The organism is Limihaloglobus sulfuriphilus (assembly GCF_001999965.1).
GTDB lineage: Bacteria > Planctomycetota > Phycisphaerae > Sedimentisphaerales > Sedimentisphaeraceae > Limihaloglobus > Limihaloglobus sulfuriphilus.
In genome coordinates, this window is record NZ_CP019646.1 from 2,849,323 (window position 1) to 2,869,759 (window position 20,437).

13 protein-coding genes are annotated in these 20,437 nt (G+C 48.0%); 5 read left to right on the forward strand and 8 right to left on the reverse strand.

Going from position 1 to position 20,437, the window contains the following annotated elements; genetic code table 11:
* Window positions 1-21: 21 nt before the first annotated feature.
* The 8 genes from SMSP2_RS10945 to SMSP2_RS10980 form a co-directional block, all read right to left on the reverse strand.
* Window positions 22-834: a type II secretion system protein gene (locus SMSP2_RS10945; protein ID WP_146684010.1), complete on the reverse strand. Its 813-nt coding sequence runs from the start codon at window positions 832-834 to the stop codon at window positions 22-24.
* Window positions 835-916: 82 nt separating this feature from the next.
* On the reverse strand, window positions 917-1,762 hold the full coding sequence (locus tag SMSP2_RS10950; RefSeq protein WP_146684011.1) for a hypothetical protein: 846 nt from the start codon (window positions 1,760-1,762) through the stop codon (window positions 917-919).
* Between the two features lie 572 nt (window positions 1,763-2,334).
* A complete protein-coding gene (locus tag SMSP2_RS10955; protein ID WP_186804692.1) occupies window positions 2,335-2,913 on the reverse strand; it encodes a PEP-CTERM sorting domain-containing protein in 579 nt (192 codons plus the stop codon).
* Window positions 2,914-3,414: 501 nt separating this feature from the next.
* On the reverse strand, window positions 3,415-4,053 hold the full coding sequence (locus tag SMSP2_RS10960; protein WP_146684016.1) for a PEP-CTERM sorting domain-containing protein: 639 nt from the start codon (window positions 4,051-4,053) through the stop codon (window positions 3,415-3,417).
* Between the two features lie 1,483 nt (window positions 4,054-5,536).
* Window positions 5,537-5,959 carry a hypothetical protein gene (locus SMSP2_RS10965; RefSeq protein ID WP_146684018.1) on the reverse strand — a complete coding sequence of 141 codons (423 nt, stop codon included), beginning with the start codon at window positions 5,957-5,959 and terminating at the stop codon, window positions 5,537-5,539.
* Window positions 5,960-7,726: 1,767 nt separating this feature from the next.
* The gene (locus SMSP2_RS10970; protein WP_146684021.1) at window positions 7,727-10,828 is read right to left on the reverse strand and encodes an efflux RND transporter permease subunit; all 3,102 of its coding nucleotides are present in this window, start codon (window positions 10,826-10,828) and stop codon (window positions 7,727-7,729) included.
* Window positions 10,829-10,846: 18 nt separating this feature from the next.
* Window positions 10,847-12,214 (reverse strand): efflux RND transporter periplasmic adaptor subunit, encoded by a 1,368-nt coding sequence (locus tag SMSP2_RS10975; RefSeq protein ID WP_146684023.1) that lies wholly within the window; start codon window positions 12,212-12,214, stop codon window positions 10,847-10,849.
* Entirely contained in the window at window positions 12,204-13,514 is a 1,311-nt protein-coding gene (locus tag SMSP2_RS10980; RefSeq protein ID WP_146684025.1) for a TolC family protein, read from the reverse strand. The genes SMSP2_RS10975 and SMSP2_RS10980 overlap by 11 nt, the downstream gene beginning before the upstream one ends.
* Before the next feature lie 271 nt (window positions 13,515-13,785).
* On the opposite strand from SMSP2_RS10980, the gene SMSP2_RS10985 reads away from it, so the two are divergent.
* The 5 genes from SMSP2_RS10985 to SMSP2_RS11005 all read left to right on the forward strand — a co-directional run bounded on the left by SMSP2_RS10985 (window position 13,786) and on the right by SMSP2_RS11005 (window position 20,353).
* Window positions 13,786-13,989, forward strand: a complete 204-nt coding sequence (locus tag SMSP2_RS10985) for a hypothetical protein (protein ID WP_146684026.1) — start codon at window positions 13,786-13,788, stop codon at window positions 13,987-13,989.
* Window positions 13,990-14,333: 344 nt separating this feature from the next.
* Entirely contained in the window at window positions 14,334-16,712 is a 2,379-nt protein-coding gene (locus SMSP2_RS10990) for a DEAD/DEAH box helicase family protein (RefSeq protein ID WP_186804693.1), read from the forward strand.
* Window positions 16,709-17,932 carry a restriction endonuclease subunit S gene (locus tag SMSP2_RS10995; RefSeq protein ID WP_146684029.1) on the forward strand — a complete coding sequence of 408 codons (1,224 nt, stop codon included), beginning with the start codon at window positions 16,709-16,711 and terminating at the stop codon, window positions 17,930-17,932. The genes SMSP2_RS10990 and SMSP2_RS10995 overlap by 4 nt, the downstream gene beginning before the upstream one ends.
* Window position 17,933: 1 nt before the next feature.
* The gene (locus SMSP2_RS11000; RefSeq protein ID WP_146684031.1) at window positions 17,934-18,515 is read left to right on the forward strand and encodes a hypothetical protein; all 582 of its coding nucleotides are present in this window, start codon (window positions 17,934-17,936) and stop codon (window positions 18,513-18,515) included.
* Between the two features lie 110 nt (window positions 18,516-18,625).
* A complete protein-coding gene (locus SMSP2_RS11005) occupies window positions 18,626-20,353 on the forward strand; it encodes a class I SAM-dependent DNA methyltransferase (protein WP_146684033.1) in 1,728 nt (575 codons plus the stop codon).
* Window positions 20,354-20,437: the final 84 nt, after the last annotated feature.

A 20,437-nucleotide genomic window follows, 5' to 3' on the forward strand; every position in this document is an offset into this window, starting at 1 on the left:
ACGCACAGGGCGGGCAATATCCTATTCCTCATCGGCCTCTTCTAAGACTGCAAGTATTTTGCTGAATGCATTACGTACTTCAGAAAAATCAGTGAGATCAACAGTGAATCTGCTGTCTGCATTACTGCTTGAACTTACATGGCCCTCTGCAAACAAAATGTTGACTATTTGCAGTCTGTGATGTGTTCGCGGCCTGACATTAAAAGCGGCCAGACTCTCAGGACACAGAAACTGCGTATCCATTACCAGGGCACGAACAGGGCGATTGTTTCGGTTCTTCCCCAAACTGGAAAGCGGCACACGAATCGGCGCAGGGTCTGCGGCACTGTCAAACAGGCGTGTCGTGGATGCGTGTCGATAATAATAACTGCATTGAGACTGCGAGGTGCCGACTTTTTCCAGCTCGGCCTCGGCTGAAACGGACTGATCCGAAGCCGGACAGAAAACAACCTTAGACTGTGTGGATAAATAACGGGACAAAAGCAGCCCCAGACCTACCGGCCGGCCGTCCCTTAGCGAAATCAGGCTGGTAGGCGTTCCGGTTGACGGATAAAAATCCGCCGGTGATAAAAATGGCGGAGCTTTGGGCCCCAGAGGGATACTGCCGTTATAATCCATTGAATACATGTGAATAGCCTTGCCCGTCTGACTGAGGTTTGATATGCAGACAGCTTTTCTGGCGGACGATCTCGCGGAATTTAACACAGGAAGCAATATACTCATAAGAAGAGAGATAACAACTATAACCACGAGCATCTCGATGAGAGTAAACCCGCAGCGCGGACGGCCATAACCATACGTGCCTCCGGAATCGGAATGATTTATTTCTCTCATCTATAAGAAACCAGCTTAGCAGCCTTAGCCAGATTACCAATGGCTGCTGTTTTTATATTGATCAGTTCATTTTACAGGGAGATTACCGGCAAACGTTTTCCAGCCAGTAGCCGGCAAATATTTCCATATCTTCTGCGCTTACACACCCCTCATCTGTCAAATCAGTTGATGCGTCTGAGCAGGACAGCCAATTTTGAGCCATCAAAGCGAAATCTTCCATATCTACAAAACAGTCTGAACTGAAATCAGGTGAAACCGCCGTCAACCTGAAATTGTCTAAATCCCAATAGCCCCCTGCGCGTCCGGACTCCGGATCAAGGTCATCAGGAAAAACAAGTGTAGATACTAACTGCACCCCAATACTCTTGCCCGCCCAGGGGTCACCTTCTTTTACGGGCGGAATCTCAACAACAATATCATTGAAATGCTTGATGTATCCCGAGCTCAAATCGTAAGAATAAGCTGTTGAATCTATCGCCACTTTATTATCCTCTGCATCACGGTAGTAGAGCCGCAATTCAATAGGGACATCGTCTTTCATGTTTCCCCCGCCGCCAATTATACCGACCTTGAGCCGATAAATCCTGCCGATTTGAAAAACAGCTTCCAGATCCTGGAATAATTCAACTTGAGGAACGGCAAACAGCCATGCCGCCTGATTCCCGTCACAGTTGTCGATATGGGCGGGATCTTCGGACCCTACATTCCGGAAAAAACCTGTAAGCTGCTCCCAGTAATACCCGCCGCTCTCATCATACCACCAGGGTTTGGGTGCATCTTGCCACTCGGATATATTGGGATCTGCAAATTCAGTCTCAGGCATCTCAAAAGAAGCGTTGGGGATATTTACCAACTCAGCCTGTAATATACTGCCCAAAAAAAACATCAAAATGAGGGCAAATGCTGCTCTATTAAAAAATAATTTCATTATTTATTTCCTTTCAAAATCCAAGTATAAAAAAAAACGTCCAGTCGTCAGTTAATACCTTCTGCTCTCTCACATTACTGTTGAGTATAAACCTTGTTCTGTCTGACGGGACAAAATTTGTTTGACAACCATCGCCGCATCAGAAGGGTTTAGCGATCACTGGTTATCATGCTTTATCCAACAGTATATCAAGCCATGTAAATTGTCAATCTATATTTACCAGAATTTGTCTGGCAGACATTTTCCGCATCCAATATTATTGAGTTACTTTAGGTCTGTCGAGGTTTCAAAAAAAGCCCCCGTGTGCGTCGGGGGCTTTCTATTTGAAGAAGAAGACAATCTTATCGATTTTTGTTACCGATTGGTATTTTGCTCGTTTACGTTTTTCTTCTCTTTTAAGGTCTTCTTCCAGGCTGATAATCTCTAAATCTGCAATCTCAATTCTTCTGCTCTCCGCCTTCTACTTTCCACTCTCTACTCTCTACTCTCTAAAACAGAGGCCGGGGATTTTCGGCTCCCCGGCGGGCCGTGGTTTTATCTTAAAAGGCTCTCGCGGCCTTTTGTTATTCTGGTTATGCCTTGCGGCGGCGGCTAAGGATCAGTCCGCCGATTCCAAACAGTGCAAGCATTGAGGGCTCCGGTACTACTTCGAAGCTGCCAAGGTAGGCACTGCCGTTGTCGGTGTAGCCGTAAACATTCACGATGCCTGCTCCAGAGAGGCCAAGGCCTTCAAACACGGTGCGGGCCGCTAAAGGACGGAACCAGCTGCCGCTGTCGCTCAGAGAGATATATGATGAACTCGCTGCGTTTACTTCTACGCCTGACGCCGGCATAAAGCCTTCAAGGACAAATTCAAGTCCGCCTGAGGCTTCATAGCCTTCGGCCGTTGGTACTACCGGCATCTCTGAACCTTCAACCTCGAGGCCAAGTGCCCAGTACAGGCAGTTATTCGTAAGAACGCCGGAGATAACCGCACTCTCGTCAACCTGATAGAGCTCGCCCATCTCAGGGTCTTTAAGCTCAATCATTGTATCGTCCGCGAACAGGTCGATATTGCCTGCCGAGGAGAGGGCTGCCGTTTTTACAGGGATTGCTGATACTGCGGATACTGCGATTAATACTGATGCTAATGTGATAAGTGTCTTCTTCATGGTAATCTTCCTTTTGTTTCTGATTGTTTCTTCTTCTTTTTGTTTTTGACTCAGACGCGGCATCTTTTGCACATTCACCGCGGGTGAGTCTTCTTTTGCTTTACTGTTCTGTACCCACCGCCCGCACAGGCGGCAAGGCCCTTTTACTGATAAAAACCCGAGCAACACACTCTTTTGGGCTTACATCTGACGCTCCCATATCTTTCCGGCAACGCAATGCCTCTAACGGGAACGTGAATCCTTTCTTTTAAGCCTTATGCAGGGTAAACAGCCGCACTTGCTTAACGGATATGCCGCACAACGTTCTTATTTTGCCGTTGGGAACATCATACCTGCATTCCGTTATAAAGTTTCTAAAGAGCTTTCTTCTACTTGACCGGCCTTTCATCAGCCGGATAACATTTTTTAAAGTTGTATTAAAGAACTGTTTAAGTCGTGTCAGGATTATGCGGGGCAGGTATTTACTGACCCGCCCCGCGGATCATTTTTTTAGAAGTACTCTTAGCGTCTGCGGCGTATCATCAGACCGCCAAGGGCAAGCATTGCAAGCGTTACAGGCTCGGGAACCACAAAGCTCTGGCTGAAGCCGCTTATGTGGGCAAGGCCGTCGGTGCCGCCGCCGACAAATACATTCTTGGTTATCTCTACATGCATCTGGCCGGGGCTGTAGTCGGCTGTGTCTCTGTTCTGTACACCAGAGGGACGGCTGTAAACCAGCTTGTTGGCGATTATATTGTCCATATCATCTATTGAATTTTCTGTGATAAGGGCTCTGCCTGTGCCGGTTACGCCGTAAGCGTCCAGTCTCAGGGTATTGCCGACTATAGGGGCTGATAATGATGTAACATCAAAGTTTATCAGCGTATCCACGGTCTCACCCTGGTCTGCCGTCCAGCCGCCGCTGAAGTAGAGGCGTACTTTGTCGCCGTCAACTTCACCTTTGATCGCTACGCCGGAAGCATCTACTTCCGAGCCGCCGCCGGTTGCGCTGGAGAGGACGGTAAAGCTGCCGAACTCAAGGCCGCCAAGGGTAAAGGTGCTGCTCTCCCAGTCGCTGACATTGCCGAAATCGACAACCGCTGCCGGGGATGCTGCGATAAATACCGCTGCAAGGGCTAAGGTAAAAACTGTCTTCTTCATGATACTTTCCTCACTTTACTTAAATACGTTCTTCTTCATGTAAGACCCGCAAGACTATCCTGCAGGATACAACTTAAAATCTTATTAGTTATTCCGTCTTCCAAAACCTCGGACAGACTTTTATCGGGGCGAGCCAAACCGGCAGGCCCCGGTAATGTCTGTTTGAAAAAGTTGAAGAAAAACGGTTTACGGACGTTTTTAATAATTAGGAATTAGGAATGCAGAATTAAGAATTGCGGCGTTCGCTTCGCTCACGGCTGTTCTAATTCCTAATTCGTAATTCGTAATTCTCTAAGTACTTCATTATTAACTTGTAAATATTATATCTTTAACCTCTCTTCTGTATTTCAGGCATTAGGCATTAGGCAATAGGCATCAGGCATCAGGCAATAGTTTTGCCGGGCACCGCCTAATTCTTAATTCTTAATTCCTAATTCCTAATTCTTAATTAGAATCAGGAGGTCCGGGGGCTTCGCGTTGGCCCGTGCTAATGCCCCCGAGGCCTGTATCCTGAAATCGAAGAAAGAAGTCGTTCGTTTTCAAAGTGAACGGGTAATAATCGTGCTGCTGTGCAGCTCTTAACCATTCACTGTTTCTTATTAACTTGTAAATTATATCTTTAACCTCTCTTCTGTATTTCAGGCAATAGGCATCAGGCAATAGTTTTGCCGGGCACCGCCTGATTCTTAATTCCTAATTCCTAATTCGCAATTAGAATCAGGAGGTCCGGGGGCTTCGCGTTGGCCCGTGCTACTGCCCCCGAGGCCTGTATCCTGAAATCGAAGAAAGAAGTCGTTCGTTTTCAAAGTGAACGGGTAATAATTGTGCTGCTGTGCAGCCGTTAACCATTCACTGTTTCTTATTAACTTGTAAATTATATCTTTAACCTCTCTTCTGTATTTCAGGCATTAGGCAATAGGCATCAGGCAATAGTTTTGCCGGGCACCGCCTGATTCTTAATTCCTAATTCTCAATTCCTAATTCCTAATTCCTAATTCGCAATTAGAATCAGGAGGTCCGGGGGCTTCGCGTTGGCCCGTGCTAATCCCCCGAGGCCTGTATCCTGAAATCGAAGAAAGAAGTCGTTCGTTTCTAATAAGCTGTCATCTTGCGCGGAGTCTTCGGGGCATCTCTCAGAGATGCTTAGACTTCGCCGCGGACGGGTCTCTTTTACGCGGCGGATAAGCAGCCGCGGACAACCCGGCGGGCAGGTTTCAATATCCCAGCGTACAGCACGGATCGCGGCATCAAATATGCGGCGTTAAACTTCCGCTCTGCAACGCAGGAAAACTCTGCGCCGAACAGCTTTTAATTATTCAATTGTGAGCCCTGAAAACACAGGGCCGATTGAGCTTTACTCGTATCTTGTTCTGCTTCGTTAATAATTCTCCGTAATTAACAATTTCTCGACCAATATTTTAAATTTACACTTCTTTGCCGTTACACGCTCTGCGATAAAGCCGGCTCTGCCGCGGACGGCGGTCTATCCACCGTCCGCAGAAGCCATATCTTTATCATTAACTCTCTGCCAATATCTAACATAACCAGAATCTGTAAATGAAAGCGTAAAGGGGCTCCGCGGCAGGTGGCCGCCCGCGCGGAGACCCCATGCTTTCATTTTTCTGGTCTGAGAAATTGGAGAAAGAAGCTGTACTTTGTTACAGGCAATAGGCAATAGGCAATAGTAGAGACGCCCCGAAGAACATCGGAACATGCGTCTCTCTACGCATACAACATCGGCGCCTCTGTGTATGCTTCCGCACACACTCTCTGTGCAGGTATCCGAGGCGGCCATGTCTATATGTCCGCACTGATACGCTCCACCGCCGCACCTTCGCCGCGTGTAATCAGCTCCCGCTCCGAACAGGTATATACATATACCGTATTTCAGATACAGGATACGCATCCCCAGACTAACCACGGCCTTGTATTTAGCCTCTTCTAAGGCCGCTCATCCGGTAATACGCATTACATATTCAATTGTCAGCAGCTCATCAGGGACCGGTAAGGCTCTCCAACCTTATGATCCCGGCTAAGCCTGGGTATTTTGTTCTAACTTCTTCGTTCCAATCATACCTTTCGTAAATTTAACTTCATTTCTCGTTTTTTCTTCAAACCATATATATAACTTATCCTCTCTCCATACCTTCAACTGGTAACGACTCATCGACCTGGCCATATTAAAGGGAAAAACGGCAGGCTCATTATATACGAGCCTGCCGGCTCTTTTCCTTTGGTATCGGGCCGGGCTGCCAATGCCGCTAAACATCAGCGCACCATGCCCCAGGTCTGAAGATTGGAGAAAGAAGTCGTTCTGAATTAAGTGAAAAACTATTAACTATTAACTAATAGTTGATGAATCCGCCTGCGGCGGATAGTTGTTTAAATCGCGGCGTCAGCCGCCTCCACAACTATTAGTTTTTCACTATTAGTTATTAGTTTAAAATGACCCGTGTGCCCGGCTCAATAACCTCCCCGGGCACACGGACCTGTACCACACTCCGTCCGGCTGTTAAGCCGGAAATCATGTTATCCACGCACTTCACGCCGCCTTTGCACTTCTGAACAGATAATTTTATATGCGCGCTTATCTTGCGCTGCTGGGTCTGTTCATTTAAAGAAAGTCCGGAGGTCTTGAATTTGGGCCCTCAAGACCCCGCTGGACTTTCCTTGTGAAAGGAGAAAGAAGTTGTGTTAGTGGTCTTATTAAACTAATAACTATTAACTAAAACTAACAGTTACTCACTTCAGCCTTGCGGCTGAAATATCTTGTTACCTGCGTCTATGAGCTTCTTCGGGACTCAAAAACGCTGCTTTTTCTTCGACTTCTTCTTATTCTTCGATATTTACTTGTAAAATGTATCACAAATCAACTCTGCTTTGTCCTTTGTAGTTTAAAGAAAGTCAGGAGGTCTTGAATTTGGGCCCTCAAGACCTCACTGGACTTTCCTTGTGAAAGGAGAAAGAAGTTGTGTTAGTGGTCTTATTAAACTAATAACTATTAACTAAAAACTAATAGTTATGGTCTATCTTATTAACTTTTTAATATATTATCGTATCCAATTCTCTTCTTCCTAATTCCTAATTCTTAATTCCTAATTCTTAATTCCTAATTCTTAATAAGGTTCAGGAGACACCTGAAGACCCGCGGCCCAGAGCCGGCTCTGTCTGATGAGTTCGGGAAAACCTCAAACAGTTCAGGTCTTCGGTGTACTCTTCTGAAAAATTAGGGAAAAGGGAGAAAGAGATTGTTGATGGTCTTTTATAAACTAATGACTAAGAACGAATAATTATAACGGTGAAAATTAAAACTCCAGGCGCAAATCTTTCGCGGCTGTTTAAAGGGAGTTTTTTTGGGGCTCACTTCTTTCTTAGTCACATCTTCTTCTTTTTCTTCTGACTCAATATTCAGTATTTAAAAGAGCAATTATTACTTTTATTGAGTGTTGAAAAATGGTGCTTGTTAGGCTTGCATTCTTCTTCACTTCTATCTTCATGTTAAAATCTACCACATACGCAACACCAAGTCAACAAGAAAAAATAAAAAATTAGAAAAAAGTTAAAAGGGGCGGGTTTAAAACCCGCCCCTACAGTAACATATATCTATCAAAGAACATTTAGTAAACGGTGTTTTTGATCTCTGGGGGTAAATACAGGTTTGTCATTGTACGTTTTATTCCAACATTTCCGGCCTTACAGCGAACCATTTGTAAAACGCGGGTATAACAAACAGGGTTAACAGAGTAGATGATATTATACCGAATATCACAACAGCCGCCAGCGGCCTTTGCACATCTGCCCCGATTCCTGTTGACAGCAGCAGCGGCAGCAGCCCAAGCACAGTAGTGATCGATGTCATCAAAACAGGGCGAAACCGCTGGTGGCAGCCGGTAATAACCGCTTCGACCATCTCCACGCCCTCTCTGCGGAGCTGGTTTATCGCGCTTACCAGAACCATACTGTCTTGAACGGCGATCCCGAAAAGAGCAATAAAGCCAACCGCGGCGGGTACGGAGATATATTCACCCATAACATAAAGCCCTGCAACGCCTCCAATAAGCCCAAGCGGGATATTAACCATAACCAGCAGGCCGCTCTTTATCGAACCGAAGGCCAGATACAGCATCAGCAGAACTGTCATGCCGACTACAGGCACTATAATACCCAGCCGCCGCATCGCACGCATTTGACTTTCGTACTGCCCGCCGTACTCAATATGATAGCCGTCGGGCAGCTCGATTTTCTCCGCGATAAGCCGGCGTATATCCCCGACAACACCCCCAAGGTCTCTGCCGCGTACATTACCCTGGACTATCCAGCGCCGCTGGTTGTTTTCACGGTTGATCTGTATCGAGCCGACATCTTCCCTGACCTCGGCGAGCTGGCTGAGCGGGAGCATCTGTCCGCTGCGTGAGGGCACCAGCAGCGACTTGATCGCGTGAATATTGTCCCGCGTGTCCTCTGTATAGCGGATCTGTATTCCATAACGCCTTGTATTGAGGTACACATGATCAACGATCTGCCCGCCGATAGCGGTTTCGACCAGCTCAAGTATCTCTCCGGCATTCACGCCATACGCAGCGCACGCACGGCGGTCAACAATCACCTGCACCTGAGGCTGGCCAAAGCTCTGCTCAACAGACAAATCCACAAGCCCCTCAATATTATCTATGCTGTTTCGTATTTCTGTGGCTTTTGATTGCAGGATATCGAGATCTTCACCAAAAACTTTGACAGCGACCTGCGACCTGACACCGGTTACCAGCTCATCAAAGGCATTTTGTATCGGCTGGGTGAAGTTGAGCTGTATTCCGGGGAAATCTGAGAGATTTTCTTCAAGCTCTTCAACAAGCTCGGCCTTGTCCGTCAGACGCGTCCATTCCTTTTCCGGATGCAGCTCAATATGCACCTCCGCGTAGTTGACAGGGTGCGGGTGGCTGCCGGCTTCGGGCCTTCCGATACGTGAAACAACCTCCTCCACCTCCGGCAGAGCGATAATGCGGGTTTCGAGTTTCTTAATGATAGCCGCCGCTTCTTCGAGGGCTATCGACGGGGCCATATTGACACCGATCATGATCGAGCCTTCTTCGAGCGTAGGTATAAACTCTGTCCCCAGGTTCATTGCCATAAATCCGCTGCCGCAAAGCAGGGCCAGAACTAACATAAGCACCAGAACGGGGTGTTTAACAGAAATCCTCAACAGCGGATCATGGAGTTTCTGCAGTATAACGAATATGAAAAATTCTTTATGCTTTTTGACGTGCATCAGGTAGCTCGCCAAGGCGGGAACTGCCAGAACGGCGAAAATCAGCGAACCCAGCAGAGCAAAGCACAGGGTGTATGACATCGGTATAAACATCTGTCCCTCGGCACCTTGCAGCGTCAATATCGGCACAAAAACCACAATCACGATCAGCAGCGAAAATGTAACCGGACGGGCCACCTCATACGCCGCGTCAATAATGATGGCGGTTCGGCTGCGTATATCATCGCCGGCATTGACGTTCAAATGACGGTAGATGTTCTCAACCATGACAATCGCACCGTCCACGAGCATACCCATGGCGATGGCGATTCCTCCAAGCGACATCAGGTTTGCAGATATGTCCGCCTGCTGCATCAGGATAATCGAAACCAGCCCGCTGAAAGGCAGCGCAAATACAACTATCATAGCAGACCTGAAATTGCCGATAAAGGCAAACAGCACAATCGCCGCCAGCACTGCCCCTGTGAGCAGAGCGGATTTAACCGTCCATGTTGCACGCTGTACAATTTCCTGCTGCTCGTAGTACGGCACCAGCCTGACACCTTCGGGCAGCGATTTCTGCACGTCGGGCAGTTTCGCATACAGCCGCTCGATAACGTTTGATGCGTTTTCCCCGTAAAGCTGGAGCACAATGCCGCTTACGACTTCCTCGCCGCCGTTTCGCGAGACAATTCCCCGCCGCACGGCCCTGCCGTACTCAACATCGGCAACCTCCATAACGCGAACCGGTGTGCCGTCGATATTATCGATAATCACATTGCTGATATCTTCGAGCGAGTTTAGCAGGCCGATGCCCCGGACAAGGTTCTCCTCGCTGCCGGTTATAATATACTGGCCGCCGACATTTCCGTTATTCTGCCGGATTGCCTCGGTAACATCGTGAATCGAGAGACCGTACTGAAGCAGCATATCAGGTTTGATATTCACCTGATACTGCAGAACATGTCCGCCGACCGAGAGGATATCTGTAACGCCGCGAACAGTCTGGAGCTGATACTTGACAACCCAGTCATTCAGGTCCCGCAGATAGCTCAGCGGGTCTTTGCCCTCTGTGTCTGCCGAATCGTCAATGGTGAGATAGTATATAAAAATCTGGCCAAGCCCCGTTGATATGGGGCCGAGTTTGGGTTTTTCCTGCAAATCGGGCATTTGAGCCAGAGCCTCGCCGAGACGCTCATTAACCAGCTGCCTGGCAAAATAAATATCCATATCATCTTCGAAATAAACATATACCACAGACATGCCAAATGCCGAAGTGGACTTTATCTGTGTAACTCCGGGCAGCCCGTTCATCACCGACTCAACGGGAAACGTAATCAGCCGCTCGACCTCTTCGGGTGCCATGCCGTCGGCTTCTGTGAAAACCGGCACCATGACGGGCGATATATCGGGGAAGGCATCAACCGGCAGGCTGTTGTACTGATGCACACCAACAGCCGTAACCATTATCAGAGCAAGCACTACCAGCAATCGATAGTGAAGTGCCGTGTTGAGTAATCTTTTATGCATATTCAGTTCCTTATATTATCAGTGTCCGTGTCCGGCATGACTGTCGAGTGTTGATGTTACGATTTTTGCCTTAAGCGAGAAGCCGCCCTTCACAACGTATTCCATCCCCGGCTCCAGGCCGGCAATGACTTCCAGCTTTTCGGCGTTTTCCATGCCTGTTTCTATAAACACCGGCTCAAATCCGGCGTCTGTCTTTACAAAGACGCATTTTTTGTTCTCAAGCCTCTGTACAGCGCCGGCGGGCACAACCACCTCGCAATTCTTGTAAGAAACGTCAACCAGAGCGTTTATATACAGCCCAGGCCGCAGTGTCCCGGCTTCGTTGTCCAGCACAACACGAGCCAGCGCAGTGCGTGACTGCCGGCTGACGAGGCCGCCGAGATAGTCTATCCTGCCCTTTACCGGCGGTAGATGCTCGCCGGCCTTAACCGTAACCGCCTGGCCGGGCTTTATGCGTGCCAGATACACAGGGTAAACGTCAATATCCGCCCAGACATTGCTCAGGTCGGCGATTATATATACCGTTTCGTCTGTCTTTACCAGCTCACCGAGAACGATATGCTTTTCAATAACGGTTCCGGCAAAGGGAGCCCGTATCTCAAAACTTGTAAGACTCTGCTGAGGCTCGGTTTCGAGGCGTTTGAGATATGTATCGTCCAGACCCGCGGCGATGAGTTTCTGCTTTGACGTGCGGAAATTGATTTTCGCCTCGCTCAAACGCTGCCGGCTCTCAAGGTATTCCTGTTCTGCTGATATTTTTTGTTTCCAGAGCCGCTCTTCACGATCAAAAGCTATCTGTGCCATTTCGAGACGCTCAATATCTGCAAGATATGCCGCCTTAATGTCGGCGAGTTCGCGGCTTTCAATCACGGCGATTATCTCACCGGCCTCTACCTTATCGCCGAGATTTTTCATCACTTTCGAGACAACCCCCTCAACACGAGGCACGATATGCACCATGCGGTCCTGATTAACATTTATTTCACCCGGCAGGCTGACCTGTATCCCGATTTCACCGCCGGCGGCGATCGCTGTTTCAATACCGGCATTAGCTGCGGCTTCCGGGCTGAGAGTTACAAGGCCCTCATCCTCGTCATGTTGGTGAGCGTCTGAATCTTCACCTTCATGCTCGCTGTGCTGGTGAGCGTCTGAATCTTCGCCTTCATGTTCGCTGTGCTGGTGGGCTTGCGATTCGCATTCCCCGCCGTGGGCGTGGTCTTCGTGTTCATCTTCGGCATGTTCACCTGAATCGGCGGCGTGCGAATCTTCTATGTGCTGATGTTCACAATCGCTATGGTCGTCATGCCCTGTTTGTGCCAGAGTATAATAAACAGGCAAAGCCAGGGCAGACATGAAAACTATGGTTGTAAGTATTTTATTTTTCATCGTTTATATTTCCTGAAAATTTGTTGACTGTTTGGTTTGCCCGCGGGTTGAGTGTGCAGAGCCTGTCCAGCTCGGCATTTGCCAGATGGTAACGCAGCAGGCATGAGACATACTCGCTTTTGACATCAAAAAGTGCCTGCTGAGCCTCTATCACCCTCAAAAAGTCTGTTTTGCCCTCGCGGTAAGATTGCAAGACCGTGTTGTATATCTTCTCGGATTCGGGCAGTATATTATCCCGCAGAGCCTCGGCATTTTCAAATGCGCTGGAAAGCTCGAGATATGCCGCGTTGAATTGGTTCAAAAGCTCCTGCCTGGCGGCCATAGACCCGCGTTTTGCCATTGCCAGCCTGTAAGAAGCCGCCTGGATCGTGCCCTGGTTTCTGCTGTTGACCGGCAGCGGTATCGAAATGCCAAACAGCAGTGAAGCGTCATCAGATTCGTTCATCCATTTCACGCCGCCGCCGATGGTTATGTCGCCTTTTGCCCTTGCTCTCTCGAGTTCAAGCTCAGCGCGTTTCTGACTGACAAGTACATCATTTGATTTTATACGCGGGGTGCTCTCGAGTGCGGCCTTCAATGCGGTCTCATTCGCCGGCACATCAAGCGATTGAAAATCCCCCAGAGCCCTGTCGAACTGCGGCTCGTCGCTGCCCCAGAATCCGCTAAGCTGCCTTTTTGCATACTTAAGGTCGCGGCGGGCTTGTTCATGCGAGCTTTCGGCGCGTGATAGAGTAACCCGGGCCTGGGATATCTCAACCGGTGAATCCCTGCCGGACTCGACACGAAGAGTTACAATCCGAAGCGACTCACGGCTCAACTCCAGTATTTCAGAGGTAAGTTGCTCTTGCTGCTGAGCTTGCAAAACTTTGAAGTAGGCCTTCTGAACCTCTGAAAAGACGGATATTCGTTTGTGCTGATAATCAAGGTCCGCGATCTTAACGCCAAGCCTGCTGACATCGCGGCGTTTTTCAAGTTTGCCGCCGACCTCTACAAGCTGACTGAGCATCACGGCTGTCTCTAAAGTGTCCAGGCCGCTGTGCCCGCCCGTGCCGCCGACGTTTTCCATCTCGACTTCCAGCTCGGGGTTTGGCTTTAGCGAAGACTGGAGCTGCTCGGCGCGGGTGGCCTTGATGCCGGTTGAATACGCCGCGAGCTCGGGGTTGTGCTGCTCTGTAAGCGATAATGCCCGCTTTAAGGTTATGTCGCTGCCGGCGGTTTTTGCATCTTCAGAGCCTGCGAAGACCGAGACCGTAAATATGCACGGCAGCAAAAGACAGATAAATATCTTGGGGTTAAACATGTTATTTCCCTGGTTAGTTAGTTTCTATGCTGCAGTCCGTGCGCAATAGACGCCGCGACTGCGTAATAATAGATAAACGCCTCTGAATAAGAGACTTGCGATACACCTTTCCCGTGATTTATCACGCGAAAAGCAGCGGGAGAAAACCCGAGGGAAATATCAGGAGAGAATTATAATAGATTTCAGCGGCTCATGAAAGCCCGAACAATCAGGGGGAGATTCGTAAAACTTTATAATAAGAGGTCTTACAACTTCTGCCGCCGGTTGTGAAATGAGCCTTACAGCTGCCGGCCCATGCTGGGATTTGGCAGGCTTTGAAAAGGTAAAAGACGAAACCGCCGGAACATCGATACAATGCCTGTGGGGCACACGAATTATGCTGCTGCCCGTTTCACCGCCGTCAGAACAGCCGGCTTTTGACGAACAGCACCCGTGGTCGGCAGGTTTTATCGCAGACCCGCCGTCGTACCCGTAGCAAATCACAGAACCGCTGCCGAGCAGATAGCTTGCCAAAAATAGGCTGATTGATAATAATGTCATCTTTCTAAACGTCATATTGACCGGTGATTCTAACAAGTATCCTGCTTGTTTCAACGAAAAAAACTCTCACATTATGACAGTAAGTTAATGTATTATAGTGTTAAACTTTCCAAATGTTCAACTTACAGAGGAATTACAGGATTATTATTAAATATTTCTGATCCGCAGATTACGCAGATTTTCGCAGATTATTCTTGTAAAAATGATAAATCTACGCTATCGTTTGGTTTGTATTCGATTCTTGACAGGATGACAGGATTTTTCATCAGAGAATTCATAATGAACAGAGAGCCATACAACGAAGCAGACACAAGGGCCAAGCTCATAGATCCGGCTATACATGCCAGGGGCTGGAGCGAGGATTTGATCCGGCGTGAAGAATCTGCCCCGGCTGTTGAGATTATCAACGGCAGGCCAAGGCGCCGGCACAAGGGTCGTATCGATTATACACTCCGTATAAAAGTCACGCACGACACACAACCCGTTGCTGTTGCTCTGCTTGAAGCAAAAAAAGAATCGCTGCCGCCCGGTCACGGCCTCCAGCAGGCTAAGGGCTATGCAAGCTGCAAGCGGCTCAATGTTCCCTTTGTGTTTTCATCAAACGGTCATTTATTCGTAGAATTCAGCAGCATTACCGGCCTTACCAGCCAACCAAAACCGCTGGAAGAGTTTCCAACACCCGGTGAACTCAGAAAAAGATACGAACAGGCAAGACAAATTGACCTTGATTCCGAACTCGCCAAACCGCTGCTGGTAAAATACGCCGGAGGTGAAGCCCAGAGAAGGTACTATCAGGATGCCGCCATTCGTGCCGTATTTGAAAAGATCGCCAGGGGCGAAAAACGTGCCCTGCTATCGCTGGCTACCGGGGCAGGCAAGACCTTTATCGCGGTAAACCTGCTTCGCCGCATCGCCGATGCCGGCCAGCTCAAGAGAGCGCTTTTTCTCTGCGACCGTGACGAGCTCCGCTCACAGGGCCTTGGAGCCTTTACAAACGTCTTCGGTGCCAATGCCGCACCGGTTTACCAGAGACCAGACGGCAAAAACAACGCCAAAAACGCCCGTATTCACATCGCCACATACCAGACGCTTGATGTTGACAGGGACGATTCAGACGGCAATTTTCTAACAAAACATTATCCCGAAAACCATTTCAGCCATATAATTATAGACGAATGCCACCGTTCCGCATGGGGCAAATGGTCACAGGTCCTCAAACGCAACAGTGATGCCGTACAGATCGGCCTTACAGCAACGCCCCGGGAAATCATAACTACAGAAAACACCCCCGAAGCGCAGGAAGACATGGAAATTTCCGCCGACAACCTGAAATATTTCGGAGAGCCGGTATATGAATACTCCATCACCCAGGGCATAGAAGACGGCTACCTTGCCGCATGCCAGATACAAAAGGGCAGGGTAAACCTTGATGAAACCGGCATAACTCTTGAACAGATCGCCTCGCGAAATCCGCGGGACGCAATCACTGGTCGGACATTAACTGTCGATGAGTTGAAAGAACGCTACGAAAAAACAGAATATGAAAACCGGATTTTACTGCCCGACCGTGTCCTTGCCATGTGCAGTGATCTTTTCGACTACCTTGTCAGTACCGGCGGCCCTGAGCAGAAAACCATTATTTTCTGCGCCCGTGACCGCCACGCCGATGATGTAGCCGCGACAATGAACAACCTTTATGCCGAATGGTGCAGTAAAAATAACCTCGAGCGAAAAGAATCATACGCGTTTAAATGTACCCAAAAGGGCAATGGCAATGACTACCTGCCGGACTTTAGGGGTGCATCCCGCCATCACTTCATCGCAACCACAGTGGAGCTGCTGACAACCGGCGTTGATGTACCTTGTGTAAAGAATATCGTGTTTTTCAAATACGTCAAATCACCGATATCCTTTTACCAGATGGTCGGCAGGGGCACACGCATTGACGAGCCGAGCAATAAGATGATGTTCACCGTTTACGATTATACGAACGCCACACGCCTCTTTGGCGAGGATTTCAGGACAAAAAAGAAAAAATCCGGCCCCAAAGGTCCCGGGCCGGAGCCCCCTCCGCCGCCACCGCCGCCGGAGCCGACCGTTATCGTTGACGGTTTCGAAGTGTATGTGAACGAGGCAGGAAAGTATATTCTCGGCGAAATTGACGGAAAGCCCGTACCGATCAGGATAGAAGAATACAAACGCCGTATCGCTCGCAGGCTGGTAGATGAGCTGCCCGACCTCGATGCGTTCCGCCAATGCTGGATAGACCCTGCAAACCGCAGGAGCCTCATTGATAATCTCGTTGGTGCGGGCTGTTCTCCAAAGATTATCCAGACGGTGGAAGAAATGGACGATTACGATCTCTACGATGTACTTGCCGAGCTGGGCTACGGGCTCGCGCCGCAGACACGAATACTGCGGGCAGAGGCGTTTAAGTACAAACACAGCGACTGGCTGAAAACCCTGCCGGATAACACCGCCGCCACACTCAAAGCCATCACCGGGCAGTTCGCCGGCGGCGGCACCGATTCACTCGAAAGTCAGCACATCTTCGAGCTGCCCGAGATAATAAACGCCGGAGGCCTAAACGCGCTGTCGGCTATCGGAAAACCGGCTGATATTCTCAAAATGACAAAAGAGAGGATATTCGCAGCGTGATTGACACCGAAAAAAAATTACCAAACGGCTGGAAATGGGTAAAGCTGGGAGAAGTTTGTGATGTTATAAGTGGTACAACCCCCAAAACTGGTATTTCTAAGTATTGGAATGGTGATATAGTATGGGTAACCCCTACCGACTTAGGAAAATTGAAAACCCCAAAAATCAACAATTCAGAGCGTAAAATTACCAAAGCAGGTTTTAACAGTTGTAATCTGAACCTTATCACAAAAGGTGCGGTGGTACTGTCTTCAAGAGCTCCAATAGGACATCTGGCTATTGCCTGTGTTGACTTGTGTACTAATCAAGGCTGTAAGAGTTTTGTTGCAGATTCAAAAGTCATAGATAATGTTTTTCTGTATTTTACTTTGAAAAAATCAACTCCTGTTTTGCAATCTTTGGGTAGTGGTGCTACTTTCGCTGAAATTTCTAAATCCCAGTTATTCAATTTTTCTATCCCCCTGCCGCCCCTAGCGGAGCAGAAAAGAATAACAACGGTTTTGACCGCTCAGATGGCGGCAGCGGAAAAGGCAAAAAAAGCATGTCAGGAAAAGTTAGAAGCCGCGGAAAAACTCCAGACTTCTTTTCTAAACGCAATCTTTGAAAGCGAAAATGCAAAAAAATGGCCAAAGAAAAAACTGGGGGAAGTGTGTAAAATAAACCCTACGAGGAATCCTATAATAGCAGATATGAAACAAAATGTTACTTTTGTCCCAATGCCGGCTGTAAATTCAGAAACTGGTATTATTGATAAAGCAGAAGTCAAAAAGTTAAAAGATGTATTTAAGGGATATACATATTTTGAAGAAAATGATGTTTTATTCGCTAAAATTACCCCGTGTATGCAAAACGGAAAGCACGCGATTGCCAGACAATTGTTGAATGGTTTTGGTTTTGGGACGACAGAGTTTCATGTGATTAGACCTTCTGAACAGATTCTACCAGAGTGGATACACAGTTATATACGTCAACCTCAAATACTGCATGAAGCAGAAAAGTGTTTTACTGGTGCTGTAGGTCAGCAGCGTGTTCCTAAAAACTTTTTAATAACTCTTAATATCCCCCTGCCGCTCCTGACGGAGCAGAAGCGTATAGTAAAGGTTTTGACCGCTCAGATCGCGGCAGCGGAAAAGGCAAAAAAAGCAATCATAGACGAATTTGAACTAATCGACAAACTACCAGTATCATTATTGAAACAAACATTTGAAAGGAAATTGTAAAATGACATTGTATGAAACATTAGCAGTCTCAGCGATTGGCGGTTCTATCCCATTAATTCTTAAGGGGGGATTTTATGTGTTCCAAAATAAAATTGATATAAGCGGACAAAAAAAACTTTATATACATCAATGTCAGTTTGAAAAAGAGTTCAATGCTTATGTTGAAATTTGGGTTGGATTGCTTCCACTCGTAAATTATGTTAATAATTTACCCGCCAATGCGATACCCACCAATGGTGGATACTTACTGAACCCCACAAGTCCAGAGAGCAGAAAAAAACTGACAATTGCCGACGTTCTCCCTGCTTTTTATAGCACACTAACTAAAAACCAGCCTTTTTTATATCCGGACATTCTTGATAAATGTAGTGCTGTTCTTGAAGGAATAGCTCTTTTTCAAGATAAGGTCTTAAGTGTTAAAGACTCAGAAGAAGCAGACATTGAAAAAGAAAAGCAAAGTGTGCTTAAACAAGAAATTGAAGACGTAAAGCAAAGTGTGCTTCAACAAATTGAAGACGTAAAAAATGCTATAAGAGCAAGAGTATGGAATTTAAATAAACGTGGCAAAAAGAAATTTATCTAAAACTAAAAACTACAATTCAGAGCAGTCGGTGAATGACGCTTTTGAGTGTGTAGGTCAGGCTTCCAGCCTGATACTCAATAAGTCGGGCTGGAAGCCCGACCTACGATACTATGGCAAAAAATAAAAAGACAAAGAATAAACGATACAACGGCCAGCAGTCAGTAAACGCAGCCGTAAAATCAATATGCGATATAATGCGGCGGAGCAACTGCGCCGGGGCTTTGCAGTATGTCCCCGAGCTTACCTGGCTGTTATTTCTGCGTATCCTCGATGAACGCGAACATGACGAGCAGCGTTACTGCCGTGCTGTCGGCGCGGAATTCACCCCGTCGTTTGAGTATCCCTACCGCTGGCAGGACTGGGCGGCGCCAAACGGCAAGAAACGGCTTGAGCTGAGCGAGTCGGGCATGAATAAGTTCTTCGGGTTTGTCAATGACGAGCTGCTGCCGCATTTAAAAGAGCTGAAAAACCGGCCCAACGCCTCCCCTCGGCAGAAGGTTATAAGCGAGATACTCTCGGGCGTAGAACATGTGCGTATCGATACAGAACGCAATTTCCAGGATGTCCTTGATAAGGTTGACGAGATAACCACCGCCGCGGTTGATGATACGCACGTTTTTACCCTTTCACAGGTCTATGAGGGCCTTCTTCTCAAGATGGGCGAAAAGGGCAACGACGGCGGCCAGTTCTTCACCCCCCGCGAGGTTATCCGTGCCATGGCAAAAGCCGTTGAGCCTGTCATTGGTGAAACGGTATATGACCCCTGCTGCGGCACCGGCGGTTTTCTCGCGCAGTCATATGAGTTTATGACGGGCAAGGATAATAAAAAAATCAATTCTCCCCAGCAGCTCGACGTACTCAAACACAGCACCTTTTACGGCCGCGAAAAAGAAAACCTCATCTACCCGATAGCCCTTGCCAATCTTGTCCTGCACGGGATAGATCACCCGCACCTCTGGCACGGCAATACCCTCACCGGCGCAGCGGCGTATGAGGGGCTGTTTGAACACGCCCCAAAACAGTTTGACGTAATCCTTACAAATCCACCCTTCGGCGGCAAAGAAGGCAAAGACGCACAGACCAGATTCGCCTATAAAACCGGCTCGACACAGGTATTGTTTTTACAGCATATCATCGACAGCCTCAAAAACGGCGGCAGGTGCGGCATGGTACTCGATGAGGGGCTGCTGTTTCGTACCAATGAAACCGCTTTTGTCCAGACAAAACGCAAGTTGCTTGATGAGTGCGACTTATGGTGTGTCGTAAGCCTGCCCGGTGGAGTATTTACCGCGGCAGGCGCCGGCGTTAAAACAGACCTGCTGTTCTTCACCAAGGGTAAACCTACTGAAAAGATATGGTATTACGACCTCTCGCACCTGAAAATCAGAAAAAAATCTCCTCTGACCCAGGCGCATTTTGAAGGTTTCTTCAGGCTGCTGCCGGGCCGCAAAGACAGCGAGTACAGCTGGACTGTAGATATTACAAAACTCAAAGCCGAAGCCGCAAAACAAGCCCACCCGTTCCAGCTCCACGCCGCGGAACACATGCACAGCGCACAGAACTATACAGAAAAACTCAAGGCTCTGAAAAAACAAAAGCCCCTGGACAAAGACGCTATAAAGGAAACACTGGCGGTAATCAAAGATTTTGAAAAAAAATCAAGAGAAGAATCACAAAAAGCCGAGCAGATACTAAACGCGGTTTATGATATAAAGGCTGTAAATCCCAATATCGCACCTCCCCCGCCGCCACCGCCGCCGGCTGAGCTGATCAGACTGATAAATAAAAAATCCGAGGAAGTAAACCAGGCGATTCTTGAATTGCAGAAAATATCCTGATATTACCGGCAACCTTATAAGCGTTCTGCGGGAATCTGCGTTATCTGCGGATAGTTTCGTTTACATTATTATCCTGTGGTGCCG